We start from the raw sequence: 26,539 nt of genomic DNA on the forward strand, positions 1-26,539 counted from the left end.
CGTCCTCGTGACGACGGATGCGCTCCGCGCACCGCGCGCCGTCGGCGCCACCGACGAGTGGAGCCGCAAGTACTCGCGCCGCGTGCTGTTCACCGACCTGCTGGCGCTGATCTGGGTCGTCTTCGGTGTGCAGATCGCCTGGCTCGGACTCAAGTCGAACCTGGCGACCAACACCGCGGACCTGCGGCTGAGCTACTTCGCCATCTCCATCGTCGTGATCGTCGTGTGGATGAGCGCGCTCGCCCTGTACGACACCCGCGGCGCACGCGTCATCGGCGTCGGCAGCACCGAGTACCGCCTGGTCGCGGACTCCAGCGTCCGCGTGTTCGGCCTGCTCGCGATCGCGGCGTTCCTGCTGCACGTCGACCTGGCCCGCGGCTACGTGCTCATCGCGTTCCCGATCGGGATCCTCGTCCTCCTGCTGTCGCGGTGGATCTGGCGGCAGTGGCTCGTAGCGCAGCGTCAGCAGGGCGCGTACTCGGCGACCGTGCTGCTCGTCGGGTCTCCGGCCAGCGTGCTGCACATCGGCCGCGAACTCGCTCGTTCCCCCGAAGCCGGCTACCGCGTGGTCGGGGCGGTCGTGTCGACGAACCACCGCGGTCTGCTGACGGGTTCGACCATCCAGAGCCACGGCGGCTTCGACGACGTCGGCTCCGCGCTGCGCGAGACCGGCGCCGACACCGTCGTGATCACGAGCTCCGACGACCTGCCGCCGGAGCGTGTCCGGGAACTCAGCTGGTCGCTCGAGCCGGGCCGGCAGCACCTGGTGGTCGCGCCGAGCCTGACCGACATCGGCGGCCCCCGGATCCACACCCGACCGGTGCAGGGCCTCCCGCTCATCCACGTCGAGACGCCGACCTACTCGGGGCGCAAGCTCTACACGAAGCGTGCCTTCGACCTGATCGGTGCAGGGTTGCTCGTCGTCGTCCTGTCGCCGCTGCTGCTCGTGCTCGCCGTGCTGGTGAAGACCACCTCGACCGGTCCGGTGTTCTTCCGGCAGGAGCGCGTCGGCCTGAACGGCAGCACCTTCCGGATGATCAAGTTCCGCTCGATGGTCGTCGACGCCGAGGAACGCCTGCAGGAGCTCAGCGCACTCGACCGCGCCGAGGGCAACGACGTCCTCTTCAAGATGCGGAACGACCCCCGGGTCACCCGGGTCGGCGGGTTCATGCGCCGCTACAGCCTTGACGAGGTGCCGCAGCTTTTCAACGTCCTGGCCGGCAGCATGTCCCTCGTCGGACCCCGACCGCCGCTCGCACGCGAGGTCGCCCGCTACGACACGCACGTCCACCGTCGGTTCCTGGTGAAGCCGGGGATGACCGGCCTGTGGCAGGTGAGCGGCCGATCGGACCTGTCGTGGGAGGATTCCGTGCGGCTTGATCTGTACTACGTGGAGAACTGGTCGATCACGGGTGATCTCGTGGTCCTTTGGCGGACTGCCAAGGCCGTCGTCGCTTCGCGCGGCGCTTACTGACGCGACAAGCACGGCTTGATGACTAGCGGATCTCGCTCAGAAGGAGAAAGTGGTGACGTTGCGATGGCTCGCGTGATGCCAGGGGTTCGTCGCACGGTGGTCATCGAGCCGAATCCGACAGGTCACAGGCTCTTCTACGCCCGCCTCATCGCGGAGGCCGCGCGCCAACGAGGCGACCATGTCACTCTTGTTCTTGGCGAGCATCCGGAAGCCGAGGAGGAACGCGTTCATCTCAGTGGGCTTCAGGAGGGGATTACTGTCAGACGTGGACCGGCCAGCGGACTCGACGATCTTGTCCGAGCCTCGCGTGTGATGCATTCGGACTACGTCATCGTCCCCGACGGAGACCGAACCGCAATCAGTCTCGCGCTCCGTCGCAAGTGGGAGGGGAGCGGCGAGCTGAGCGTCCTCGTGATGCGCGAGACCGCTCAGCCTGCGAGCAATGCTTTGATCACTCGGATGAAGACCGCGCTCCGTACTATGGCGTTCCGCCGGGTCGCGGCAATGGGGCGAGTTCGTCTGCGGGTTCTGAAGTCGCCGACGTGGTCTGGGCACTCAGCCTTCGGGGTCGCTGTAGACCCGATCCGCACCTTGGCAACCCCGAGTGCCGTCGAATCGTTCCGTTCTGCTCACCGCATCACGGGCGACCGATACTGGTTTGCGGTCCTCGGGGCGATCTCGGCTCGGAAGAACTTGGAGTTGATCCTCGACGCGATCGTCGGACTCGACACGAACGTCGGGCTGCTCGTGGCCGGAAAGCTTGATCATGACATCCCGCTCGAAATCCGGCACCGACTTGCAACCCTCGAAGCAGAGGGCCGCGTCGTCGTCGTTGACAGATTACTGAGCGACGTAGAGCTCGACTCAGCAGTCGCATGTGTTGACTGCGTCGTCCTCGCCCACTCGAACGAGGGGCCAAGTGGGCTGCTGGGCAAGGCGGCCGCAATCGGGACCAGGATCGTCGCTGCCGGCGCAAAGAGCCTCAAGAACGATCTCGCCGCCTACCCGGCTCTCGGGGAGTGGGTTGCACTCGACACCCGCACACTGGCAGAGGCATTGCACCGTGCCGCGTCCTCACCCAGGCCGCCGGCAGTGCTGAAGGCAAGTAGTGAGGCGTTCACATCGGCTCTGCTTCCATGAGGAGCCGGATGCCGCAAGAGCGCCCGATGTCTCATCAGGCGCTCTTCCTGGCGGCCTCAACCGGAGCGGCGCAGGTGCTTGTGGCGTTGCTCTACCTCGTTGCAGCGAGGGAGGTTTCTCCATCGGAGTTCGGTTCGACTGTTTCAGCTATCGCGCTCGGTACCGCTGCTGCCGGTTTCGTTGATTTCGGGACGAACAACCATTGGACTCGAGAACTTGCCCGGCGCGCCCTCGCAGACCAGACCTTCGTCGATCGGTTGTTCTCAAAGCTCGCGATCACCGTCGGCGCGGCGCTGCTCTGGTGTGCCGGCGTGGCCATCCTGTTTCCGGGATCTGCCTTATGGCTGGCCGGTCCGATCACGGTTGCACTAGTGGCGAATCAGGCGTACCAAGTTCCGCTCAGAAGCGCTGCGCGGGGCGAGCTGGTCGCACTCGTCATCCTGGCCGACAGGGTGTTCGCGTCGGTCCTCTTCTTCGTGATGGTGGCTGCCGACGTTTCAGCACCGACGGCATTGTGGATCGCGTTGTCGGCGGGGTCGATCGGTGCCGCCGTGGTTGGTCGGTCGATGAGTCCGTGCAATCTGCGGCGGCGGCCGAGGCTGAGCAACCCTTGGTCCGGTGCTCACTACTTCGGGCTCACCGTCGTGGCGAACAGTTCCCAGGCGCTGGACCTCACACTGCTTTCGGCCGCAGCAGGACCCGCAGCTGCTGGCGTCTACGGCGCTGTCAATCGCTGGACACAACCCATGTCGCTTCTGGCAGCGGCGTTCTCTTCGGCGTTGGCACCGTACGCCGCGCGGAGCACGAGCCTTCGGGGCGCATGGTCAGAGCTGCGACGAGCTATCTGGATGCCGCTTGCGGCGATTGCAGTCTCGATTGCGGTGTATTTCGCCGCACCCTTCATCGTCGGGATCCTCCTCGGCGGCTCGTACGAAGGCTCAGCAGCGACGCTTCAGATCCTCGCCTTGGTCGTGATCCCGTCCATCATCTGCCAGCCACTCGTCGTGGTGCTTCAATCGTTCCAGCGGGATCGCTACGTTGCGATCGTGATGGTCATTGCGGCCATCGGTCAGCTCGCATTGGTGCTGGTCCTCGGAGGCTCCGCTGGCGCGCTCGGCGCAGCTCATGCGGCGTTGATCGCCCAGCTCTTCATCCTCGTCTCGCTCCTCGGCGGGACGGTCAGCCTTGCTCGTTCCACTCGGAGGAAGCCATGACTCGCGAAACGGTCTTGCTGACCGCGACGGTTCGGCCGAACACCGGTCTGTTCGTCGCGCAGGCTGATCCTGCTGTGCGACTGCTCCAGTACAGGCAGGCGATCAGCGCAATCCGGTCTCAGCTCGACGAACGAGTCGATCTGGTCGTCGTCGAAACGAGTGGCGAAGCGACCGCTGACCTCACCGAGCTCCTTCCCGAAAAGGATCGGGCATTGACACGCGTGGTGTCATTCGACCCGACGACCTCCGAAGTGGACAGGGGCAAGGGACGCGTCGAGGCCGATGCCATCCGCTTCGCCGTCGAGGGAATCATCCGGTCCTCTGGCAAGGACACGACCATTCACAAGATGACGGGCCGCCTCGGCTTGGAGAACCCGTCGCAAGTTCTGCGGCCCGTGCTTGGACCCGTCGTGCGAGTTCGCACGACTGCGGACCGGTCGTTCGTTGACACCCGACTAGTGACCGGACGCGCTCAAGAGTGGCTCGACGTGATCCTCGCCGAGACGACGATGATCGATGAGTCTGCGGGCGTCTACCTCGAGCACGCCGTCGCGGCTGCGCTCGCCCGCTCGGCGGCGTTGAAGCAGATCCGTCTCGAGCGGTTTCCTGTTCGCCCCAGGATCAGCGGACAGTCTGGGTCCACTGGAGAGTTCTACGGAGCCGGACCTGGAAAGTTCAAGAGGCAACTCATAGAACTCTTCGAGGATCGTCTCTCGCGCCTCGCATCACGCAAGCAAGTCTGAGATCAGGCTGCGCCTTCACCTGTTCGTTCTGACGACGATCGAACTGCGGCTGCCTGCTGATTCGATTTCGTGCGAGCCGAGCCCGCAGACAGGAACCACGCCAAGAGCAGGATGACCGATAGGGACGCCATCGACTGCAGGAGCGAGCCTCTCAGCACGATCAGGAGGTAGACCGGAACGATGCAGCCGACGAGGCCGGGGGTGCCAGCCCTTGCGATATGCAATGCGAGCTTGCTGTCCCACCGACGAACCATGAATCCGATGAGTGTCATTCCGAGCACGAGGAGTGGCCAGCTCCCGTTGATCATCAACTCGGCCCAGAGTGGGGCGGAGAGGTTCGTGAACGAGTAACCGCGGAATTCTGCCAGAAGGATGCCGGTGTCGACCGCCTTCCCGGGCCAGACGTCGCGTGGGACCCAGAAGAGGACCACCCCGAGTAGCTGGTCCCCCCAAGTGATTCCGCGGCTGGCGATGAAGTAGACGGTGTTGTTGATCTGGTAAAAGCTGTCGAAGTCGCCGCTCAGGAGTGATTCGAGTGGACCCTTGAATTGGACTTTCGCATCGATCGAGTTCCGAAAGGTCGACGCGATCGGGAAGAGGAAGAAGAGAGCGGTCAGTAGCGAGACCGCGACCGTTCGATATTTCTTGAGGGAAGACCATGCCCCACATGCAGCCAATAGAGCCACGTACACGGTGCCTACCGTGTATCGGGGGCTGGAGACAGGGTTGACCACGACCAAGAGTGCGACGAGGGTGACAATCAGGAGCACCAATGGAGCTGGCGCCCCAGATGCGCGCCGCTGACGGAACAACAGGATCTGTGCCACGGCCACTACGAGCAGGCCCATGTTCGAGAACCCGGTCACCAGCGCAGCAGTCGTCGGATTGGCCCATGTAGCCGCGCGCTCGGCGTCGATCACGCTCCTGGTGTGGAACAGCGCCTCGGGTCCGAGCGAGTAAACGTAGTACGCAGTGATCCCAAATGCCAGCAGGGTCGTCACCACGACCCTCGAGTTTTGGAGCGCCACAGCGGTAGGTTCCGAGGCAGGGAATTCGTGCAGCGATGATCGCTTGCCGAAGAATGCTCCTAGCAGCAGCGCGCCGTACCCGATGAATACGATGGCGACTGATTGCCACGCGTACTGTTCGAGGAATCCAGGCGTAGTAGATATTTCGGCACGCTGTCGGAGTTGCACCATCGGAGCAATGCCGAGGAATCCGTAAACGAAGACGGACACCACCATGTCGACGATGTGGGACTCACGAGCGGAGATGGCCCAAGCGAACCGTGCCGCCGCGAGGACCGCTACCGCGAGACAACCAGCCCAAGCGTCGTAGCCGTTGTTCGGAGTCGTCGCGACCACGAACAGTGGAACCATCAGGGCCAGGACCGCAAAAACAATGGTCCCCAGAAGCGGTTGCGGCAGTGCTCCAGGACCGCCGGCCCCATTGCCGGATGACGGCAGGTGCCTGTGATGTGGTGCCCGCTTCACAATTCATTCTCCGACAAGATCGCCCTCTCGAAGACTTCGGAGAACCGCGCTGGCGTTTGCTGAAGAATCTCGGGGTCTGGAATCCGGCCCACTGGATCCGGAAGGCTCCGGAGTGCGGACACCAAGGACATGGTATCGGGGTCGGAGACGATGACCCCGGCATGTTTCTCAACCGAGCGAGTCACTCCCGCCCTCGTGCTGACCACTACGTGTAGCCCGCACGCAAGCGCTTCATTCACCACAAGTCCCCAAACTTCCGAAAGCGACGGAAGCACGAGAACATCGTGCTCCAGCATCCGCTTTGCGACATCTTGCCCGGGGATGTAACCCACGAAGGTCACCCGATCCGGGTTGGGCAAAGTCGTGACGACTTGCTGCTCGAGCTGTGCCCTGAGCGGCCCCACGCCCACGATCGTGAGTGAGGCGTTCGGCAGGGTCGTGAGCGCGCCGATGAGAGCACCAACGTTCTTCCGAGGTATCAGCTGTCCCACGTAGATGATCCGGAGGCGGTGGTCTCCTTGCTGGGCAGGACGCGTCGATTGCACGACTTCACGGATGTGCGTGACGTCCACGGCGTTGAATCCCTCGTGGATGCGGCTCCTGGCCACCCCCATCTGCATCACGGCCTCAGTTGCGGCAGGACCGGGCGTGACGACCGCATCGAGCGTTGCGAAGTACCTGCGCCGCAACCAGGAGATCGGTCCGCGAGTGTTCCCTTGCGAGCCAAGGTGTGACTCGTAGAACCCGACCGTTCGGACGCGCGCCCTCTTGGCTCTGAGCAACGCCATCCAGTAGACAGGCGACTCCCACCCTCCCAGGACCACAGCACGCTTGTTCCGAAGATGAGCGTGCCGAAGCCAGCCGAAGTAGTAACGCGCTTCACCGCGCTTCAGCACAGCTGTCTTGAGCCACGAGACAGCGAAAATCAGATTGGTCCGCGAGCGGGCCTCCCACTCCGGTCCGCGGTTGTTGTCGTCTCTCGCCAATCGCTGGTCAGGTTCGAGAAGCATCACCTCGACAGGGAGCCTGCGTGCGAGGCTCTCCCAAACAGGGATGCGATACGGCGCCGCGGTGTTCGTCATCCACAGCACGCCGCGAGAGCCGACGGCGTCCTCGTAGAAGCGCAGGAGTGAGCTCACGACCGCTTCAATCCCGTAGAGGGCTCTGACCGAGGCATGCCCGGACGCGGTGGTCGACTCGAGCAGGGACGGGTTGAGAAGGAGAGATTCGACCCGCTGAGCGAGATCCTCGGGCGAACCCTCAGACACGAGCGCCGCATTGTGGTCCGCGAGCTCTTGAGCGATGCCGCAGTCATCCGTGATGACCGTCGCAGTCCCGACGGAAAGCGCTTCAAGCACCGTGACCGGGAAGACTTCTCCGCGGCTCGGCAAGACGAACACCAGCGCCTGCGCCAGACGCGCCGGAGCCTCGCCCGGCTGGATCGCCCCTTCGTACTGAAGAGGCACGTCTGGGTTCGTGCTCATGAAGGAGCGAAGGGCGGCGAGATCGCCTTCGTCCGGACCCACAACCGCGAACTGGACAGTACGGTTCCTTCGACTGAGGAGGCGTGCCATCTCGGCGAAGACGAGAACCTGCTTGCGCGGATGGAGGCGGGCGAGGAAGAGCACCTCGGAGCGCCGTGGGGACGTCGCCAACTGAATGGGTCGGATCCCGTTCCTGATCCGCCTTACGGAGGCTTCTGGTTCTAGTCGTCGAAGGCTTCGCTCCTCAGCATCCGTGAGTGCCAGGACCGTGGACGCATGGCGAAGCATCGGACGCACCACGAACGAGTCAAGGATCAAAATGGGGGGCCGGGAAGACGGGAGGATCATCCCGTGTGGTTGAACCACGTAAGGACGTCCCATGCGGCGCGCGGCCGTGGCGACCGCGAGGTCGAACAGATGACGACCGCTGTGCACGTGGACGACGTCGAATTTCCGCAGATTCCGCCGAAGCCAACTGCCGAGCGATCGGGTGCTGGTCGCTACGAATCCCATGCCCGCGAAGGGCTTCGACTTGAGGAGAACGAGGTCGAATCCGGGCGCTTTTGGTCGCGCTCTTCCGTCCCACCCAGCGAGAACGGTCACCTCATGACCGGCTTCTGCGAGCCCTGCTGCTTGGTTGAGCGCGACGCTCACCGGTCCTCCGAAGGCGCCGTCCTCGGAGATGTAGGTGACGGAGATGAGGAGTCTCACGCTTCTAGCTCCTCTTCGCTGAAGCGGATACCGACGATTCGAGCTGGTCGTCCTTCCGCGATCGAGTTGGCGGGGACGTGTCCCTCAACGAGGCTCATGGGTTTGATGAGGCTCGAGGTACCGATGACAGCGCCGCCGACGACCATGCAACGCGAGGTCACCCAGACGCCGGGTTCGATGACGATGGGTCTGGTGATCAGACTCATGTCGCGCCGGTGCGCGTGGCTCCCGGTCGTGAGGAACGTCTCCTGGGATATCACTACATCGTTGCCGATGTGGATGTGGTCCTGGTTGTGGAACCAGACACCTTCCCCGATCCAACTGTCGGGACCGATGTGGAGCTTCCAAGGAAACCGCACTCGTGTCCTGGGTCGGAAGATCACTCCGTCGCCGATCTCGGCCCCGAAGGCCCGGAGAACTTTCACTCGGACTTGGGACGAGATCTGCCAGGGATTGGTCACGAAGAGCAGTTCCGCGACCCCCCACGCGTAGACAGCCAACTTCGAGCGGCCCCACGTGCTTCGCTCTCCTGGCGCAGCCTTGAGCTTGATGACGCGCACGACGTCCCCTGCCATGAGTCCCGGATTTCCCTCTGGATGCGAGGAGCGACCTCGTCTCGTCACATCCTAGGGCGACCAGATCTCGTCTTCATGCTTTGCAGCAGCGAGTTGATCGCGTCGGTGTACCGGTCCACCATGCCCGCCAGGGCGAAGGCCGGACTCTTGGCGGCGACTGCGGAGGCGAGCCGATCTGCGGCCTCTGGATGGTCAGCCAGCGAGGTCATAGCCTCCGCGAGCGCCGCCGGTTCTGGTGCACACACCAGGCAGTCCGTTCCCGGGTCGAGGTAGTCGAACTCCGGTCCGTGCCGAGTCCCTCGCGTCGTGATGATCGGGAGCGCCATGGCCATGCTTTCGACCGCCACCAGACCGACCCGGCCAGGGTTGAGGAGGGCGACGGCAACCCGCGCGATGTCCGCCTTCGCCGCGGCTTCGACGTACCCGAGCATCCGGACCTGGCCGCGGTCGCGCGAGCGCTTGAACTCGGGCTCGAGCTCACCTCGGCCGCCTACCAGCAACTGGACTGACGGACGCGTCTGCCAAAGGAGATCGAGCGCTGCGACAACGAGATCGACGCGCTTGCTCTCGTCGATGCCTCCGATCATCGCGAACACTGGCCCGCGACCCAGCTTGAGACGCTCGCGAATGGATAGCGGGTCGATCGAGCGTCGCTGCTCGATCGCATGACTCAGATCCGTTGTGTCGACAGTGTTCTTGAGGTTGGTCACTCTGTCCGCGGGGACCCCCCAACGGCGAGCGAGCGTCGTACCTCGCTCTGTGTAGGCGAGCACCCGGGATGACGAGCGCGCCTGCCACCGCCGGAGTGCGCGGGCAAGTGCGGTGTCCGGTTGGACGAAGGCGTCCACGTGACCCCACACCGCGACGGGTCGCCGACGTTGCATCAGCGCCCCGTACGTGGTGAAAGACCCGGCAGCGAGCTCGGCGACGATGACATCTGCGTCGCGCCACGCGCTCCGTCCCCAACCGAAGCGGAAGTGAATCGGTCCCATCTTCAGGGAGGTTGTGCGCACGAGACGTTCTTGAACCCCCTCCAGGGAGGCGCTGTCATGCCGGTCTGCCTGCGACCCGGTGGGTTCACCGCTTGCGATCACCAACTCGTGTCCCTGCTCTAGAAGGCGCGTCGCGAGTTCGGTGAAGAGCGGAACTCGGTACGACGGGACGTACGGCTGCATGATCAGGACTCGCGCCATTGCGAACCTTCTTTCGAGTTGACAAGGCACAGGGTAGCCGGACACAGCAGGCGTCCTGAAGTGTCTCTCGATTCGACATCGTGCTTTCCACGCGAGATCGAAGCCGCGCGACTGTTATGTTCACCCGGTGACGAGTCCCCTGTCGGTTCTGCTGATCGGCATCAACTTCGCCCCGGAGACCACCGGGATCGCGCCGTACTCGACTGGCCTCACAGAGGACCTGGTGCGTCGTGGAGGACGCGTCCGGGTGCTCACGGCGCATGCGCATTACCCGCAGTGGCGGTTCGACGGAGCCCCCGGGCGTCACACACGTGAGGAAAGTGCGGGCGTTCGCATCGAGCGTTTTCGGCACCGTTTGCCGTCGAAGCCCGGCGGGCTAGCTCGGGCGCTCTCCGAGGTCTCTTTCGGGATCGTCACGAGTACGACCCGCTTCGGGCGACCCGACGTATTGGTCCTCGTGTCGCCGGCTTTGTTGTCGAGCGCGATCAGCTTCGTCCGCTCGCGGCTGTTCACCCGGGTGCCCGTGGTCATCTGGGTTCAGGACTTGTATTCGTTGGGCCTCGATGAGCTCGGTGAGCGTCCCGGGTTGATGGCGCGAGCGGTCGCGCGGCTCGAAGGGTGGCTCCTTCGACGGGCCGACGGCGTCGTTGTCATCCATGAGCGATTCCGAGACACAGTGGTGGAGCGGATGAACGTCCTGCCCAGCAAGGTCACCGTTGTCCGGAACTGGTCACACCTCGAGGAGATCGAGGTTGTCGACCGTGTCTCGTCGCGCAAGGAACTCGGGTGGGCCGACGACGACATCATCGTCCTTCACGCGGGGAACATGGGCGTCAAGCAAGGGCTTGAGAACGTTGTGGAGGCCGCGCGGCTCGCCTCTGAGCAAGGCAGTCGTGTTCGCTTCGTCCTGCTGGGCGACGGGAACCAGCGCACGATGCTCGAGCAGGCGGCGACGGGCGTCGAAGCACTACGGATGCTTCCGTCACTGTCGGACGACGCCTTTCGCCGTGCGCTGGCTGCCGCCGATGTCCTCCTCGTGAACGAGAGGCCCGGGGTTGCCGGTATGGCAGTCCCCAGCAAGCTCACGTCGTACTTCAGCACCGGCCTTCCGGTGATTGCGGCAACTGACCCTGGCAGCGTCACCGAGAGCGAGATCCTCCTTTCCGGAGGCGGAACTTCTGTGCCTGCGGGTGATCCTCAGGCACTACTGTCAGCAGCGGAGATGCTCGGTGGGGACAGCCTTCGCTCTGTGGAGATGGGCCGATCAGGTCGGCGTTTCCGAGACGAGCGCTTGTCGAGCCGCGCATCATTCGACACATATGCTCAACTGCTGCAGGGGTTGGCGCAGGGGCGTCGGACGGACACATCCACGGGATCGGGGAACGATTGACCAAGCGCGCGCTCATCACGGGCATCACCGGGCAGGACGGTTCGTACCTGGCCGAGCTGTTGCTCCGGAAGGGGTACGAGGTGCACGGACTCATCCGTCGTGCGTCCACGTTCAACACCTCGCGGATCGACCACCTGTACGTGGACCCGCACAACCCCGACGCCAAGCTGTTCCTGCATTACGGAGACCTCGGCGACGGCGCGCGGCTCGTCAGCCTCCTCAGCGAGCTGAAGCCCGACGAGGTCTACAACCTCGCGGCGCAGTCACACGTGCGGGTGTCGTTCGACGAGCCGGAGCACACCGGTGACGTGACCGGTGTCGGCACGATGCGCATGCTCGAGGCCGTCCGCGTGTCCGGTATCCACACGCGCTTCTACCAGGCGTCCTCCTCCGAGATGTTCGGCGCGACACCGCCGCCGCAGAACGAGGAGACGCCGTTCTGGCCGCGTTCTCCGTACGGCGCCGCGAAGGTCTACAGCTACTGGGTGACCCGGAACTACCGCGAGGCCTACGGGATGTTCGCGGTGAACGGCATCCTGTTCAACCACGAGTCACCGCGTCGTGGTGAGACGTTCGTCACCCGCAAGATCACCCGTGCGGTCGCTCGGATCAAGGCCGGCCTCGAGGACCACGTGTACCTCGGCAACCTCGACTCCGTCCGCGACTGGGGGTACGCCGCCGAGTACGTCGAGGGCATGTGGCGGATGCTGCAGGTCGACGAGCCGGATGACTTCGTGCTGGCGACCGGCGGCGACTTCACGGTCAAGGACTTCCTCACCACGGCGTTCTCGCACGCCGGGCTGAACTGGGAAGACCACGTTCGGTTCGACGAGCGCTACCTGCGGCCGAGCGAGGTGGACGCGCTCGTCGGCGACGCCTCGAAGGCCAAGGAGAAGCTCGGTTGGGAGGCGACGGTCGACACCGCCGAGCTGGCGAGGATCATGGTCGACGCCGACATCTCCGCCCTCGAGCACGAAGGCCGTCCCTGGATCGACACCGTCCGTCTCGAGAGCTGGGGTTCCTGATGACCACGACCGACTTCACCCCCGGTCCGATCGATCGAGCTGACCGCGTCTACGTCGCGGGACACCGCGGCCTGGTGGGTTCGGCGGTCTGGCGCAGGCTCGAGTCGGAGGGCTTCACCGACGTGGTCGGGCGGACCTCGTCCGAGCTCGACCTGAAGGACCGCGGCGCGGTCTTCGCCTTCTTCGCAGACCAGAAGCCGAAGCACGTCGTGCTCGCCGCCGCCAAGGTGGGCGGGATCATGGCGAACAACACCTACCCGCACGATTTCCTGAGCGAGAACCTGCAGATCCAGGTCAACGTGATGGATGCCGCCGTGGAGCACGGTGTCGAACGGCTCGTGTTCCTCGGCTCGTCCTGCATCTACCCGAAGATGGCCGAGCAGCCGATCCACGAGGACGCATTGCTCACGGGCCACCTCGAGCCGACGAACGACGCCTACGCCATCGCCAAGATCGCCGGCATCCTGCAGGTGCAGGCCGTCCGTCGGCAGTTCGGCCGTCCGTGGATCTCGGCGATGCCGACCAACCTCTACGGCCCGGGCGACAACTTCTCGCCGACCGGGTCCCACGTCTTGCCGGCGCTCATCCGCCGGTACGACGAAGCCGCTCGCAGCGGCGCACGGACCGTTGAGAACTGGGGGACCGGGGCGCCCCGTCGTGAGTTCCTGCACGTCGACGACATGGCGGCAGCGGTGTTCCACCTGATGGAGCACTATGACGGTCCTGACCAGGTCAACGTCGGCACCGGGTCGGACGTCACGATCAAGGAGATCGCCGAGACGATCGGCAAGATCGTCGGGTTTGGGGGCGAGACGGTCTGGGACACCACCAAGCCGGACGGCACCCCGCAGAAGCTGCTCGACGTGTCGAAGCTGGCGGACGCTGGATGGACGGCGCAGATCGGCCTCGAGGACGGGCTCCGCACCACGATCGACTGGTACCGCGAACACGCGGACTCCGTCCGTCAGTGACGGGTGTCGGGCGCGCGGAACCGTAGGATCGCCTCATGTCCGACCAGCCCGAGTCGCGACGCACTGCAGTACGCCGGGGGTCCAGGGCCCGGATCGTCCTGTGGGTCGTCCTCGCCCTTGTCCTGCTGCTGATCCTCGCCGTCGCCTGGGTCGGTGTCCGCGGCATGCTCGCAAAGGGGCACCTGGAGCGGGCTGTCGGGGACGTAGACACCCTTCGGTCGCAGCTGACCGGCGGTGACACCGCCGCCGCCCAGAAGACGGCGAGGCACCTCGAAGACGAGGCAGCGTCGGCTCGATCACTGACCGGCGACCCCGTCTGGGGCGCGGCACAGTCAGTACCCTTCTTCGGGACCAACCTGCGGGCCGTGCGGGACGTCTCGGTGATCGTCGACGACGTCGCCAGCGACGCCGTCAGTCCTGTCGCCGGCGTCATCGGAGGGCTCGGGTCGGATTCGTTCGCGCCGAAGGACGGCAAAATCGACCTCCAGCCGATCGAGGACGCGCAGCCGGCCATCGCCCAGGCCACGCAGACACTCCAGCAGGCACGTGCCGACGCGGCGCGGATCGACACCAGTGGAACGCTGTCGCCGGTCACCACCGCCGTGGGACAGCTGCGGAACGCGCTGTCGTCAGCGTCCGAGCAGGCGGTCGCGGCGAACCGCATCGTGCAGCTTGCACCGGCCATGCTCGGTCACGACGGGGACCGGAACTACCTGCTGCTGTTCCAGAACAACGCCGAGTTGCGCGCGGGCGGGGGCATCCCCGGTGCAGTGGCGCTCCTGCAGGCGAAGGACGGAGCAATCAGCTTAGGCAGCCAAGCGTCCGGGTCGTCCTTCGGGCCGTACGACAAGCCGGTGCTGCCGCTGACCGACGACACGCGGGGACTCTACGGGGACATCACGGGCGAGTACATGCAGGACGTCACCCTCACACCGCGCTTCGACGTGTCGGCGAAGCTCGCCCGGGAGATGTGGAAGCAGCGGTTCGGGCAGCAGGTCGACGGCGTGCTCGCCATGGATCCTGTGACGCTGAGCTACCTGCTCAGGGCGACCGGCCCCGTGCAGCTGCCGACCGGCGACACCATGACCGCGGACAATGCCGTCCAGCTGCTGCTGAGCGACGTGTACGCCAAGTACCCCGACCCGGTCGTGCAAGACGCGTTCTTCGCGTCCGCCGCCAGCGCGGTGTTCGACAAGGTCGCGTCGGGCGGGTTCGACACGAAGGCCTTCGTGTCTGCGCTGACCCAGAGCTCCAATGAGGGCCGCCTTCGCCTTTGGAGCGCCGACAAGGCGGAGCAGGGCCGGATCAGTGGGACACCGGTCGCCGGAGAGCTGCCGAGGGCGACCACAGACTCGAGCCAGTTCGCCGTCTACCTGAACGACGGCACCGGCTCGAAGATGGACTACTACCTCGAGAAGCGCGTCTCGGTCGGCAGTTCGGTGTGCCGGAAGGACGGGCGACCGACGTCGGTCGTCCAGATCACCATCAAGAACACGGCACCGGCCGACGCGGCGACCAGCCTGCCCGCGTACGTCACCGGCGGCGGGAACTTCGGCGTGGAGCCCGGCAAGATCAAGACGCTCCTTGCCGCGTACGCACCCGAGAACGCGATCTTCCTCGGTGCCACGAAGGACGGCAAGACGACGGCAGTGCAGACGGCGACCGACGGCGGGCACCCCGTGGCCCAGCTGCAGACCCTTCTCGCCCCCGGCGAGAGCCTGACCTACCGTGTCGCGTTCCTGGGCGATGCGAAGTACGCGAAGGCAGCGGTGCAGGCGAGCTCGACTCCTGGCGTCCGCCAGACCGAGACGAAGCCGCTCACGTTCGACTGCGAGCAGCCGCTCGCCGCCGGCTGACAACGGAAGCTCCGCAAAGCGAACCGAGAGGGTGCCCCCACTCCGAGGGGCAACGGGCTCACCTGTCCGGGTGCAAAGGTCCTTCATTGGACGCACAGCGTGCTCCAGTTCGCCCTATTAGGGCCTCCCACCTGGGGTTTCTGATGCGTGAAGCCTCGATCGGCCGACGGTAGGGTCGTGCGACGGGCAGGTGACGTGGATGAACACACGTCGACCAATGAACAAAATCCACGTGATCTGGTATCAAGCTGGGAAACTCCGCTAGATTGAGACAACTTCGCCATAACAACCGCCATTTCTGTGGCTGGGGGTCAACCACCGGCGAACAGCGGGCTCTGGGTGTCAGGGTCTGGATTTTCAGATCTTTAGGGGAACCATTCATGAAGAAGCTCATCGCAGCGGTGGTGCTGGCTGGCGCCGCACTGCTCGCCACTCCGGCCGTCGCCAACGCCGCCGGTTACACGCCTGACTCCGACGTCTCCGTCTCCGGCTCCGCCGTCGCCGGTGGCACCGCTTCGGTGAACTTCACCGAGGGCGCGTTCCAGGACAACGAGACCGTCAACGTCCAGGTCACCGGTGCCGGTGCGGTCACGCTCGGCGCGCTGCCGACCACGACCGTCTCGAAGACCTACACGGCCGCTTCGGATGGCTCGCTCGACGTCAACGTCACGTTCCCCCAGGGCGCCTCGGGCACCTACAACCTGACCGCCACCGGCGCCACCTCGGGCGTCGTCGGCTTCGCGGCCTTCACCGTCGCCCCGGCTGACGCTGCTGCGGTTCCCGCAGCTGGCGCCGGTGCTGGCAACGGCACCGACGGCACGCTGGCCTTCACGGGTTCGACCGTCTCCGCCCTGGCCCTCTGGGTCGCCGGCGGCGCAGTCGTCCTCGGTGGTGGCCTCCTGCTGGTCCGCGGCTCGGTCCGCCGCCAGCGCGAGTCCGTCTGAGTCTCGACGCACTGAACGAAGCCCCCGGAGCATCTGCTCCGGGGGCTTCGTCGTGTCCGGAGATCGTCCTCAGCGACGCCGGGCCGCACGGCTGAGCAGCAGCACACCCACCACGGCCCCCAGGAGCGCCCCCACGCCGTTCGCGACGACGTCGTCGATGGTCGCGGTGCGGGCGGGCAGGAACAGCGCCTGACCGGTCTCGATGCACGTGCTGACGACGAGCCCCGCGGCGATGGCGGCCCACCACCACCGCGCCCCGGCGAGCAGCACCACGAGCAGGCCGAGCGGCACGAAGTAGACCACGTTCGCCAGGGACTCCACGGTGGCGTAGTCGATGCGCTCCGGCAGGCCGTGGCGGTGCGCGGCTGCGAGGACACGGGTGAGCCAGGGGGCCCCTGCGGCGTCGACGGGGGAGCCCCAGAACCCGACGAGCGCCAGGGCGACGCCGTAGGCGATCGCCAGCCCCGTCGCGAAGCGGCGGCTGCGCCAGGTGGCCGGGGCGCGGTCGTCGACGCGGGGCTTGTCGGAGGTCACGTGCCGACGCTAGCGAGTCGCGCCTCCAGGCAGGTGTCCGCACCATCTCGTCCCCCGATCCCGGCGATCCGGAAAACGAGTACCCCGATCCTGGCGCTGTACCCCGGAAGTGCGACGCACCTGCCCGGAAATCCGGGGCTGCCCGATGGGTGGCATTGACGAAACCCGTGAATCGACGGGCCTGGCTGGCGATCCCCTCGGCACTTCTCGTAGCGTTCTGGTGTCAGCAGATGTACCCCGGATCGTGAAGGAGAGCGACATGAGCATCACCGTGAACAACGCGACGCAGGCCGAGGTCACCCTCGACACCGACACCGTGGACACCATCGCGATCCTCGAGGCCGATGCAGCCCTCTCCTCGCGCCCCAAGCGCGCCAAGGTCACCTGGGTGCAGGAAGACCAGGGCGAGTGGATCGCCGGCTACGGCGGGTACTTCGGCGGCAGCGTCGACAAGCGCGACGACCGTTACGTGGCCTCCGACACCTTCGGGCTCGTCGTGGGCGAGTTCAACTCCCTCGAAGAGGCACAGACCAAGCTCGAGGACCAGCTGCACGTCATGCTCCCGCCGGTCATCCGGCCGGTCGAGTGACGACGACGGACACCAGCCCCACCGGCGTCGAGCGCGACGCCCGCACCACCCGGAACCACCGGCACCACCCAGTACGCAGCACAGCACGAAGGAGCAGCACCATGAGCACGACCGTCGCCCACCGCCAGCAGGCCGAGGTGACCCTGGACACCCAGACGATCGAGGTCATCGCCGAGATCGAGGCCCAGGTCGTGGCTCCCGTGCAGGCAGCCCCTGTCCGCATCTCGTGGGCCCAGGCCGACACCGGCCTGTGGGTCGCGAACTACGGCGGCTACTACGGCGGCACCGTCGACCGTCAGGGCACCCACTTCTTCGTCTCCGACACCTTCGGTGAGTACGTCGGGGACTTCCGGTCCCTCGACGAAGCGAAGGCGCGTCTGTCCGAGCGCCTGCACGTGCTGCTGCCGGACGTGATCCGTCCGACCGCGTGATCCACTGCTGATCGCTCGCTGATCCTCGAACCCCCGCCGGCCTGCTGGCGGGGGTTCTTCCGTGCGCCCGGGGCGCGAACGGGGCGCGAACGGGTCGCGACGACGGGCCGTGGCGCTTCGTGGCGTGCCGGATCGCCGCGTACCCCCTGAACGAGTGGTCCCCCCTATTGGGGACCCGGATTGTCCCCATCCGAACACGAGGAACTGCCAGGATCAACCTGGCGCCAACGACCGTTCTCCCTGATCCTCCGGTCGGTCTCGGTGCCCGCATCGTCTCGACCCGAAAGTGATCATGCAGCGTACGAACTCGGGCACCGCTGTGCCCAGAAGCCGTCCCGGCCTGCGCGCCGTCGCCATGCTCGGCGCCGCGCTCCTCGCCGGCGTCGGTCTGACCCAGGCCGTCGTGGCCGACCCCGCCGCCGCAGCCGGCGCGCTCGCCTGCGACCAGAACACGCTGTACGGCATCAACACCGCCGCGAACCAGCTCGCCGCCATCGACGCCACCACCGGTGCCGTCACGAACGTCACGAGCATGGCGCCGGGCGACAACGCCCTCGCGGTCGCCCGCAACGGTGTCGCCGCGTACGCGTCGATCAACAACGGCAACACGATCACCGGGTACAACGCGGTGAGCGATGCGCGGATCGCCGACGTGACCGACGCGGACCCGAACGGCAGTCACCAGCTGCTCCGTGGTGCGATCAACCCGGCGACCGGCATCTACTACTACGCGAGCGGCGCGAACCCCGCGTACCTCGGTGCGTACGACACGAAGACCGGCGCGAAGATCGGCCAGGTCGGCACCATCGGCAACCTGCTCACCAACAAGAACGGTGACATGGCGTTCAGCACCCGCGGGCTGCTGTTCGTCGTCACCGGCAACGAGATCCGTCGTGTCGACACCGAGACGGTCCCGACGACCGCGGGCACCACGGCTCTGACCACCTCGAAGGTCGCGACCCTGCCGATCGACGCGAGCACGAGCGGCAGCCCCGGCATCGCGTTCTCGTCCGACGGCTACCTGTTCGCCTCGGTCGGCTCGACCATGTACAAGATCGATCCGGGTTCGGGCGCGCAGGTCAGCACGTTCACGATCGCGAACGGCTACTCGCCGAGCGACCTGGCGTCCTGCAACTACGCCAACACCCTGGCGGCGCAGTCGAGCGTCGACCAGCGGTGGAGTCCGTCCGACCAGTTCGGTCTGGCGGTGACCGGTGGCGGCGTCTCGACCGGCAACACGGCGACCACCAACGGGACGGCCGCCGGCACCCAGCCCCAGAAGGCGGGCGCGGTCCTGTCGACCCCGAACAAGACCTACACGGCCCGCCAGACGGCGGTGGGTACCACCGACCCGTCGAACTACACGACCACCTGGAAGGCCGTGAACCTGAACAGCGACGCGGTCGTCGCCAGCGGCACCGGCACCACGGGGACGTTCACGTTCCCGGCAGCCACCACCGCGGACGGCACGGACGTCCTGGTCACCTTCACGAACACGTTGAAGGCCACGCACGTCCGCACCAGCAGCGACACCGCCACGACCCCCACCGGCACGGCGCTGTCGGTGCCGGCTGCCTCGGGCGTGCTCGCGAACGACCAGGGGACCGGCCTGTCCGTGGTCTCGAACACCACGCCGGCGCACGGCACCGCCACGGTCGCCGCCGACGGCTCGTACACGTACACCCCGGCCGGCGGGTTCTCCGGCTCGGACACGTTCCAGTACACGGCGAAGGACTCCTCCGGGCAGACCTCGACCAGCACCGTGACCGTCACCGTCGCACCGAAGGGCTCCGACGACGCGTACAGCGTGCACGCGGGCACCGTGCTCAAGGTGAACGCCGCGGACGGCGTCCTGACGAACGACCGCGGGTCGGACCTGACCCTCACCGGCAACGGCCAGCCGTCGCACGGTCTGGTGAAGATCGGCCCCGACGGATCGTTCTCCTACGGCGCCGACAAGGGGTACTCCGGCCCGGACTCGTTCACGTACACGGCGGAGGACGGCTCCGGCGCGACCGTCACCGCGACCGTGCGGCTCACCATGCTGCCCACCGCGACGGCCGACGCCGTCACCGCGACGGCCGGGTCGACGACGACCGGCAACGTGCTCGCGAACGACCTGGGCACCGGCCTGACGGTCACCGGCAGCAGCGCCCCCGCGCACGGCTCGGCGACGGTGCGTCCCGACGGCACGTACTCGTACACCCCGGCAACCGGGTTCTCCGGCACCGACTCCTTCACGTACACCGTGACCGACGGCAGCGGCGGGACCGACACCGTCACGGTGACCGTGCAGGTCGCCCCGGCCGCGCAGGACGACACCGTCAAGGTCGCGGCGGGCGGCACCGCCACGGCCGGCACCCGGGCGACCGGCGTGCTCGGCAACGACTCCGGTACCGAACTCACCGTGGCGTCGAACACGTCCCCCTCGCACGGTGCGCTGACGCTCGACAAGGCCACCGGCGCGTTCACGTACACGCCGGCCGAGGGCTACTCCGGCCCCGACGCGTTCACGTACACGGCGGTCGACGGCTCCGGTTCGCCGAGCACCGCGACCGTCACCATCACGGTCAACCCGACCATCGGCGCCGACGCCGCGTCGACGGACTCCGGCAGCCCGGTGACGATCGACGTGCAGGCCAACGACCGTGGCTCGGACCTCGAGACCACGATCGTCACCGGTCCGTCCCACGGCACGGCCGTCGTCGCAGCGGACGGCTCGGTCGAGTACACGCCGACCGCCGGAGCGTCCGGCACCGACTCGTTCACCTACACGGTGACCGACGGCAGCGGCGTCACCACCGGTGCGGCGACCGTCACGATCTCCGTGCGACCCGTCGCGACCGCCGACACGGTGTCGACCCGGGCCGACCAGGCGCTGACCATCGATGCCGCCACCCTGACCGGCAACGACCGGGGCACGGGGCTGACCGTGACCGATGTGACCCCGGGCGGGGCCGCCGGTAGCGGCACCGGCAACAGCACCGGCGAGACGGGCACCGGCAGCGGCGCCGGCGAGACCGGCGCCGCCCGCGGCACCGTCACCCTCGACCGTGCCACCGGCCGCGTCGTCTACACCCCGGCCGACGGCTTCTCGGGCACGGACACCTTCACCTACACGGTGGTCGACGGAGCAGGCCGCTCCACGACCGGCACGGTCACGGTCGTCGTCGGTCCCCGCGCCACGGCCGACACCGCCACCGCCACCGCCGGCTCGACGCTGACCGTCGCGAAGGGCGACGGCGTGCTCGCGAACGACCGGGGCACCGGCCTGACCGCGGCCGTCGACCAGCAGCCCGCACACGGCACGGTCGAGCTCGCGGCGAACGGTTCGTACACGTACACGCCGAAGGGCGGCTTCTCGGGCACGGACACCTTCACCTACACGGCGACGGACCCCGCCGGCCGCACCACCACCGGCACCGTGACGGTCACGGTCCGCCCCGGCACGGAGCCCGACACCGTCACCGTCGCGGCGGGCGGCAGCACCACGGTCACCTCCGGCGCCCTGACGGGCAACGACCACGGCACCGGCCTGACGGTCGTGTCCGTCACCGACGGCAAGAACGGCACCGCGACCCGCAACGACGACGGCACGATCACGTACACGCCGAAGGACGGCTTCTCCGGCACGGACACCGTCACCTACACGGTGACGGACCCGTCGGGCGCCACGAACACCGGCATCGTGACGGTCACCGTCAGCCCGGTCGCCGGCGGCGGATCGACCTCGGCTGAGGCCGACGCCACCACCACCGTGCCGGCCGGCACCGGACTGCTCGACGGTGCGAAGGGCACCGACCTGGCGGTCACCGACCACACCAAGCCCTCGCACGGTGACGTGACGGTCGACGAGGACGGCTCGTACACGTACAAGCCCGAGCCGGGCTACTCCGGCCCGGACGGGTTCGACTACACGGTCACCGACGGCTCCGGCGGGACGACCACGGGCACCGTGACGATCGTCGTCGCCCCGAAGGCCGCCGCGGACACCGCGACGACGAGCGCCGCGACCCCGGTCGACGTCGCCGTCACCGGCAACGACTCGGGCACGAAGCTCGCCGTCACCGCGGTCTCGAAGCCCGGCCACGGCACCGCGACGATCACGGGCAGCACGACGCCCGGCGGCACCGGCGGCGGCGCAACCGGCCCGACCGGAGCCAGCTCGGTCACGTACGCGCCCGCCGACGGGTTCTCCGGCACGGACACGTTCACCTACACGGTGACCGACCCGACCGGCGGCACCGCGACGGCGACCGTCACCGTGACCGTCACGCCGACCGCGGTCGCCGACGCCCTGCGCACCGCGGCGAACACCGCGCTGCCGATCAGCGGCGCGACCCTGACCGGCAACGACCGCGGCACCGGTCTCGCCGTCACCGCGCACGGCCGCGCCGAGCACGGCGCCGTGACCGAGGGCACCGAGCCCGGCGCGCTCGTCTACACCCCGGCGAAGGGCTTCTCCGGCGCGGACACGTTCGAGTACACGGCGACCGACGGCGCCGGACGGACCTCGACCGCGACGGTCACGGTCGTCGTCGGCGTCGCCGCGGTCGACCACTGGCACACCATGTCGACCAACCGCAGCATGCGCATGACCGCCGACAAGGGCGTGCTGGTCGGTGACTCCGGTCGTGGGCTCTGGGCCGCCATGGAGACGAAGCCGTTCTACGGCACACTCTCGCTCGAGAAGGACGGCTCGTACGTCTACACGCCCACGTCGAACTGGTCCGGCCGTGACTGGTTCACCTACTCGGCCAACGACGCCGACGGCACCGCGGCGTTCGCGCGCGTCATCATCGACGTCGCCCCCGCCGCGAAGGACGACAAGGCCACGACCACGGCCGGCAAGACGGTCCGGGTCGCGGGCCACGGCGTGCTCGGCAACGACCACGGTGACGCCCTGACGGTCGTCGCGGTGGGTCAGGCCCGTCACGGCGCGGCCTCCATCGCCGCCGACGGCACGTTCGTCTACACCCCGGCGAAGGGCTTCTCGGGCACCGACACCGTCACGTACCGTGCGCAGGACTCGATGGAGCAGCAGGTCGACGCCACCGTCACGATCACGGTCGGCATCGCCGCGGCGGACGACTCCGGGCACACCGTGTCCGGCACGCCCGTCACCCGCGACGCCCGCCACGGCCTGCTCGCCGACGACCAGGGCACCGGCCTCACCGCCGCCCCGGCCCGGAAGCCCGCCCACGGCACCGTGACGATCCAGCGGAACGGCGCGTACGTCTACACGCCGGCCGCCGGCTTCACCGGCACGGACACCTTCACCTACACGGTGACGGACGCCTCCGGGCAGACGGCCACCGCCACCGCGACCATGACCGTGGTCGCCGCGGCGGTCGCCACCGACGACTCCGCCACCGGGATCGTCGGACACCGGGTCGTCGTGGATCCGCTCGACAACGACTCCGCCACCGGCGGCGCCACCTTCGAGCCGGGCACGCTGCACCTGCTCCACCCCGAGTCCGGCACACCGACCGACCGCGTGGTCGTCGCCGACCAGGGCACGTGGACCATCCGCGACGGCCGCGTCGTCTTCACCCCACGGGAAGGCTTCGCCGGAACCACCTTCGTCGGTTACGAGGTCAGTGACAGCGCCGGACAGACGGTCAGCGCGACCGTCACGGTCCGGTTCCCGACCGGGCTCGCCGCGATCGTCCACGGCACCGAGCTCGCCTTCACGGGCGCGACCGGGCTGGTCGGCCTCGGGCTCGCGGCACTCGCGCTCATGCTGGCGGGCGTGCTCCTGGTGACCCGACGACGGATCGCGGTCCGCGTCGCGCCGGGCATCCGCCGCAGCGCACGTCCGTAACAGGGCGCCGGACTGGAGGCCCGGATCACCGCAGCAGACCCGCTGCGGTGATCCGGGCCTCCTGTCCGCGCGCCGGGCGCGACCGCCTACGCGACGGGCGCGATGAGCTGCGGTCCGTCGTTCCGCACGCTGTTCACCGTGCGGGAGACCTCGTACTGCGCAAGGCCCGCGGCCACCGCCAGCGACTCGTGGTCGAGCAGGGCGAGCAGGTCGTCTGACCGGAGGTCGCCGCCGAGCCAGTCGTCGTAGCCGTCGGGCGTCAGGAACGCCGGCATTCGGTCGTGGACCTCGCCCGGGGCGACGTGGGCGTCACGGGTGATGATCGCGAGCGACAGACGCCACTTGTCCGGGTCGCCCTCGGGCTTCGTGGGGTCGGGCCAGGCACTCACGACGCCGGCCATCGCCAGGGCGCCGCCGGGTTCGTGCACGAAGTGGGGTTCCTTGCCGTCCTCGCGCACCACCCACTCGTAGTAGCCCTGCGCCGGCACGATGCAGCGGTTGGTGGCGAAGGCGCGCTTGAACATGCCGCTCGTCGCGACCGTCTCGATGCGGGCGTTGATCGGCTTCGGGCGCTGCTTCTGGAAGTCCTTCGCCCAGCTCGGCACGAAGCCCCAGCTGATCTGCGGCAGTTCCCGTTCGCCGTGCCGCTGGCGGACGGCGTACACGGGGTCGGTCGGGGCGACGTTCCAGCTCGGGGCGAGGCCGGGGTGCACCTCGCCGGTGTCCTCGTCGACGTGCTCGGTCCGGGCGGCGAGCTCGCCCATGAGCTCGGGCAACAGATCGGCCGTGGTGTCGGAGACGACGAACCTTCCACACATGCCCCCAGTGTGCCCGTCGCCGCCGACAGTGGTGCGCGTCGGGGTGCGCCTCGGGCTCGTCGGTTCGCCCAGTGAGCAGTAGACGTCGGGTGCGGCTGCGCGACTCGACGTCTTCCGCTCACTCGATCGGGCGTGCGGGGGTCTCGGGTGCGGGGTCGAGGGACTCGGCGGCCAGGCAGGCTCGTTCGGAGCGGCCGAGGCGGACGACGTACTCCGACAGCCCGATTGCGTAGCCCGCGATCCAGAGCACGTGAAACCAGCTGGCGGGCCCGAGGACGAACGCCCCGAGGACGGCGACGAGCCCCGAACCGAGCAACGGTGTGACGCGGGCGAGCATGCCGATCAGCCCCCGCCGAAGCAGGACCGTGTCGGTGCGGACGATCTCGCGGTGCTCCGGCAGGACCGGCACGGGTCGACGCTGCACGTACAGCTGCGTGGCACCCCGCGCGGCGAGCTGCCACGAGGGCCGCACCTGCCGACCGTTGATCGTGGTCGAGGGGTCCGGCGGCTGCCACGTCGGGATGCACGCGAAGGTGAGCAGTCCGACGCCGAGCGCCAGCAGCACCATCGCGACCACGCTGCGGACCGGAGTGGTCCCCGTCCAGTCGACCCGGGCCTCCAGGACGGCCATGCCGACCAGCGCGACGACCGCCGCGATGCCGGACCACAGAGCAGCACGACGGACGCGTGCCGGATCCAGCACGTCCGTGACGTGCCGGCGGAAGACCTGCCAGCCGAGCGTGAACACGGGTCATTCCTCCGGCAGGGCGAGCTTGCTGCCGCTCCGTGCGCCGGGACGGCCTCGGGGTGGCAGGGGCGGAGGGACCGGCGGGAGCGCTTCGGCCTCGACGCGGAGCTGCTCCTGGCGTCCGAGGGTGCGCAGTCCTCCGATCCCGGTGACGGCGCCGCTCAGGGGCACGACGAACCAGAAGGCGGACAGCCCGACGAGCCCGTCGCCGGCCGGCACGGTGGCGACGTTGACCACCACGGTCCCGACGAGTGCGAGGGCCCAGCCGCCGAGCAGCAGGAAGCCGCGGAACGCGCCGCGGACGATCAGGTCGCGGGTCTCGGGCATGCGGTCGAGGACGGCGTCGCGGTGTTCCGGCTCGACCGGAGGCGGATTGCGGCGGTAGTACCGGGCGACGGCCTCCTGGGTGCGCCATCCGATGCCGGGGATCGGCGGGACCGCCCACCCCTTCGGGCCGATCGGGACGAAGCACGAAACGATGCCGCCGACCCCGGCCGCGAACAGCGCCGATGCGACCAGCCACACCGCGAGGGGGACCGAACCGTCGTCGACGAGCAGCGCCAGCCCCTGGAACCCGATGAACGCGACCACCGTGACGACGGTGGCGACGACCACGACACGACGGCGGTACTGCGGCCCGATGAGTGCGGGGAACCGCTCCCGGAACACCTGCCACCCGATCTTGAACACTCATCATGTCTACCCTGTGCTGGTGCGGGGTGCCCGGACGGTCGATCGTCCTCTCGTTCGTGAGCAGAAGATGTCGGGTCCGGGCGGGGGACTCGACATCTTCTGCTCACGAAGCGACGCGCTCGCACACGCCGCCCCGCCGGCCCCGCGCCGCCCCCACCCGGACACGCCCGAGCGCCCTGCGCCCGGAGCCGCCGCACCCGCGACGTGGTGCTGCCGCTCAGGATTCGTCCAGGCGAGCACGGTGACCTCGGACCATGAGTCTCGACATCGTCTACACCGCCGCTGCCCACGCCACCGGAGGCGGCCGCGACGGGCACGTCCGCAGCGAGGACGACCGGCTCGACCTCGACACCCGTCCGCCCAAGGAGATGGGCGGCAGCGGCGAGGGCACGAACCCCGAGCAGCTCTTCGCCGCCGGGTACGCCGCGTGCTTCCTCGGTGCCCTGCACGCCGCCGGCAAGGAGCTCGAGGTCGACACCACCGGAGCCGAGGTCTCCGCCGAGGTCGGCATCGGCGGTACCGGCGACGGCGCCTTCGGTCTCGCCGTGGAACTCGACGTGTACGCCCCGAACGCCCCGCAGGAGCAGCGCCAGCGACTGGCCGAGCGTGCACACGAGATCTGCCCGTACTCGAACGCCACCCGCGGCAACATCACCGTCACGCTGTCCATCGTCGACTAGCGTTCGGCC

At 67.8% G+C, this 26,539-nt stretch carries 21 protein-coding genes; 13 read left to right on the forward strand and 8 right to left on the reverse strand.

Annotation, left to right across the window (positions count from 1 at the left end; all coding sequences use genetic code 11):
* The first annotated feature begins 7 nt into the window (after window positions 1–7).
* The 4 genes from DEJ03_RS08460 to DEJ03_RS08480 all read left to right on the forward strand — a co-directional run bounded on the left by DEJ03_RS08460 (window position 8) and on the right by DEJ03_RS08480 (window position 4,571).
* Window positions 8–1,474, forward strand: a complete 1,467-nt coding sequence (locus DEJ03_RS08460; protein ID WP_258370674.1) for a sugar transferase — start codon at window positions 8–10, stop codon at window positions 1,472–1,474.
* 96 nt (window positions 1,475–1,570) lie between these two features.
* Window positions 1,571–2,614 (forward strand): glycosyltransferase family 4 protein, encoded by a 1,044-nt coding sequence (locus DEJ03_RS08470; RefSeq protein ID WP_146237686.1) that lies wholly within the window; start codon window positions 1,571–1,573, stop codon window positions 2,612–2,614.
* Between the two features lie 8 nt (window positions 2,615–2,622).
* On the forward strand, window positions 2,623–3,828 hold the full coding sequence (locus DEJ03_RS08475) for a lipopolysaccharide biosynthesis protein (RefSeq protein ID WP_181422655.1): 1,206 nt from the start codon (window positions 2,623–2,625) through the stop codon (window positions 3,826–3,828).
* A complete protein-coding gene (locus DEJ03_RS08480) occupies window positions 3,825–4,571 on the forward strand; it encodes a hypothetical protein (RefSeq protein ID WP_110864279.1) in 747 nt (248 codons plus the stop codon). The genes DEJ03_RS08475 and DEJ03_RS08480 overlap by 4 nt, the downstream gene beginning before the upstream one ends.
* A gap of 2 nt (window positions 4,572–4,573) precedes the next feature.
* Here the strand turns inward: DEJ03_RS08480 and DEJ03_RS08485 are convergent, their stop codons facing one another.
* The 4 genes from DEJ03_RS08485 to DEJ03_RS08500 form a co-directional block, all read right to left on the reverse strand.
* A complete protein-coding gene (locus DEJ03_RS08485) occupies window positions 4,574–5,950 on the reverse strand; it encodes a hypothetical protein (RefSeq protein WP_146237687.1) in 1,377 nt (458 codons plus the stop codon).
* A gap of 110 nt (window positions 5,951–6,060) precedes the next feature.
* A complete protein-coding gene (locus tag DEJ03_RS08490; protein ID WP_110864281.1) occupies window positions 6,061–8,259 on the reverse strand; it encodes a glycosyltransferase in 2,199 nt (732 codons plus the stop codon).
* Window positions 8,256–8,819 carry an acetyltransferase gene (locus DEJ03_RS08495; protein WP_309146879.1) on the reverse strand — a complete coding sequence of 188 codons (564 nt, stop codon included), beginning with the start codon at window positions 8,817–8,819 and terminating at the stop codon, window positions 8,256–8,258. Before DEJ03_RS08495 ends, DEJ03_RS08490 begins: the two co-directional genes overlap by 4 nt.
* Window positions 8,820–8,878: 59 nt before the next feature.
* On the reverse strand, window positions 8,879–10,027 hold the full coding sequence (locus DEJ03_RS08500; protein ID WP_110864283.1) for a glycosyltransferase family 4 protein: 1,149 nt from the start codon (window positions 10,025–10,027) through the stop codon (window positions 8,879–8,881).
* 127 nt (window positions 10,028–10,154) lie between these two features.
* Here DEJ03_RS08500 and DEJ03_RS08505 point away from each other — a divergent pair, with 127 nt between their 5' ends.
* The 5 genes from DEJ03_RS08505 to DEJ03_RS08525 all read left to right on the forward strand — a co-directional run bounded on the left by DEJ03_RS08505 (window position 10,155) and on the right by DEJ03_RS08525 (window position 16,213).
* Window positions 10,155–11,417, forward strand: a complete 1,263-nt coding sequence (locus DEJ03_RS08505; RefSeq protein ID WP_110864284.1) for a glycosyltransferase family 4 protein — start codon at window positions 10,155–10,157, stop codon at window positions 11,415–11,417.
* Entirely contained in the window at window positions 11,414–12,442 is a 1,029-nt protein-coding gene (gene gmd, locus DEJ03_RS08510; RefSeq protein ID WP_110864285.1) for a GDP-mannose 4,6-dehydratase, read from the forward strand. Before DEJ03_RS08505 ends, gmd begins: the two co-directional genes overlap by 4 nt.
* Window positions 12,442–13,413, forward strand: a complete 972-nt coding sequence (locus tag DEJ03_RS08515) for a GDP-L-fucose synthase (RefSeq protein WP_110864286.1) — start codon at window positions 12,442–12,444, stop codon at window positions 13,411–13,413. Before gmd ends, DEJ03_RS08515 begins: the two co-directional genes overlap by 1 nt.
* A 35-nt stretch (window positions 13,414–13,448) precedes the next feature.
* Entirely contained in the window at window positions 13,449–15,269 is a 1,821-nt protein-coding gene (locus DEJ03_RS08520; protein ID WP_110864287.1) for a DUF4012 domain-containing protein, read from the forward strand.
* 380 nt (window positions 15,270–15,649) lie between these two features.
* Complete coding sequence (locus tag DEJ03_RS08525; RefSeq protein WP_110864288.1) at window positions 15,650–16,213, forward strand: hypothetical protein; 564 nt, start codon at window positions 15,650–15,652, stop codon at window positions 16,211–16,213.
* 69 nt (window positions 16,214–16,282) lie between these two features.
* Here DEJ03_RS08525 and DEJ03_RS08530 read toward each other — a convergent pair whose 3' ends face one another.
* Entirely contained in the window at window positions 16,283–16,747 is a 465-nt protein-coding gene (locus DEJ03_RS08530; protein WP_084740580.1) for a VanZ family protein, read from the reverse strand.
* A gap of 259 nt (window positions 16,748–17,006) precedes the next feature.
* On the opposite strand from DEJ03_RS08530, the gene DEJ03_RS08535 reads away from it, so the two are divergent.
* The 3 genes from DEJ03_RS08535 to DEJ03_RS08545 all read left to right on the forward strand — a co-directional run bounded on the left by DEJ03_RS08535 (window position 17,007) and on the right by DEJ03_RS08545 (window position 23,591).
* Complete coding sequence (locus tag DEJ03_RS08535; RefSeq protein ID WP_110864289.1) at window positions 17,007–17,336, forward strand: hypothetical protein; 330 nt, start codon at window positions 17,007–17,009, stop codon at window positions 17,334–17,336.
* A gap of 101 nt (window positions 17,337–17,437) precedes the next feature.
* Window positions 17,438–17,767 carry a hypothetical protein gene (locus DEJ03_RS08540; RefSeq protein WP_217499688.1) on the forward strand — a complete coding sequence of 110 codons (330 nt, stop codon included), beginning with the start codon at window positions 17,438–17,440 and terminating at the stop codon, window positions 17,765–17,767.
* 292 nt (window positions 17,768–18,059) lie between these two features.
* Window positions 18,060–23,591: an Ig-like domain-containing protein gene (locus tag DEJ03_RS08545; protein ID WP_146237688.1), complete on the forward strand. Its 5,532-nt coding sequence runs from the start codon at window positions 18,060–18,062 to the stop codon at window positions 23,589–23,591.
* Between the two features lie 86 nt (window positions 23,592–23,677).
* On the opposite strand, the gene DEJ03_RS08550 is transcribed toward DEJ03_RS08545, so the two are convergent.
* The 3 genes from DEJ03_RS08550 to DEJ03_RS08560 form a co-directional block, all read right to left on the reverse strand.
* On the reverse strand, window positions 23,678–24,409 hold the full coding sequence (locus tag DEJ03_RS08550; RefSeq protein ID WP_110864292.1) for an SOS response-associated peptidase: 732 nt from the start codon (window positions 24,407–24,409) through the stop codon (window positions 23,678–23,680).
* Between the two features lie 118 nt (window positions 24,410–24,527).
* Window positions 24,528–25,157, reverse strand: a complete 630-nt coding sequence (locus DEJ03_RS08555; protein WP_110864293.1) for a hypothetical protein — start codon at window positions 25,155–25,157, stop codon at window positions 24,528–24,530.
* Window positions 25,158–25,160: 3 nt separating this feature from the next.
* Window positions 25,161–25,847 (reverse strand): hypothetical protein, encoded by a 687-nt coding sequence (locus DEJ03_RS08560; protein ID WP_110864294.1) that lies wholly within the window; start codon window positions 25,845–25,847, stop codon window positions 25,161–25,163.
* A 257-nt stretch (window positions 25,848–26,104) separates the two neighbouring features.
* Between DEJ03_RS08560 and DEJ03_RS08565 the strand changes: the two genes are divergently transcribed.
* Complete coding sequence (locus DEJ03_RS08565) at window positions 26,105–26,530, forward strand: organic hydroperoxide resistance protein (RefSeq protein WP_071404380.1); 426 nt, start codon at window positions 26,105–26,107, stop codon at window positions 26,528–26,530.
* The last annotated feature ends 9 nt before the right edge of the window (window positions 26,531–26,539 follow it).

The sequence above is a fragment of the Curtobacterium sp. MCLR17_043 genome, from assembly GCF_003224215.1.
Classification (GTDB): Bacteria; Actinomycetota; Actinomycetes; order Actinomycetales; family Microbacteriaceae; genus Curtobacterium; species Curtobacterium flaccumfaciens.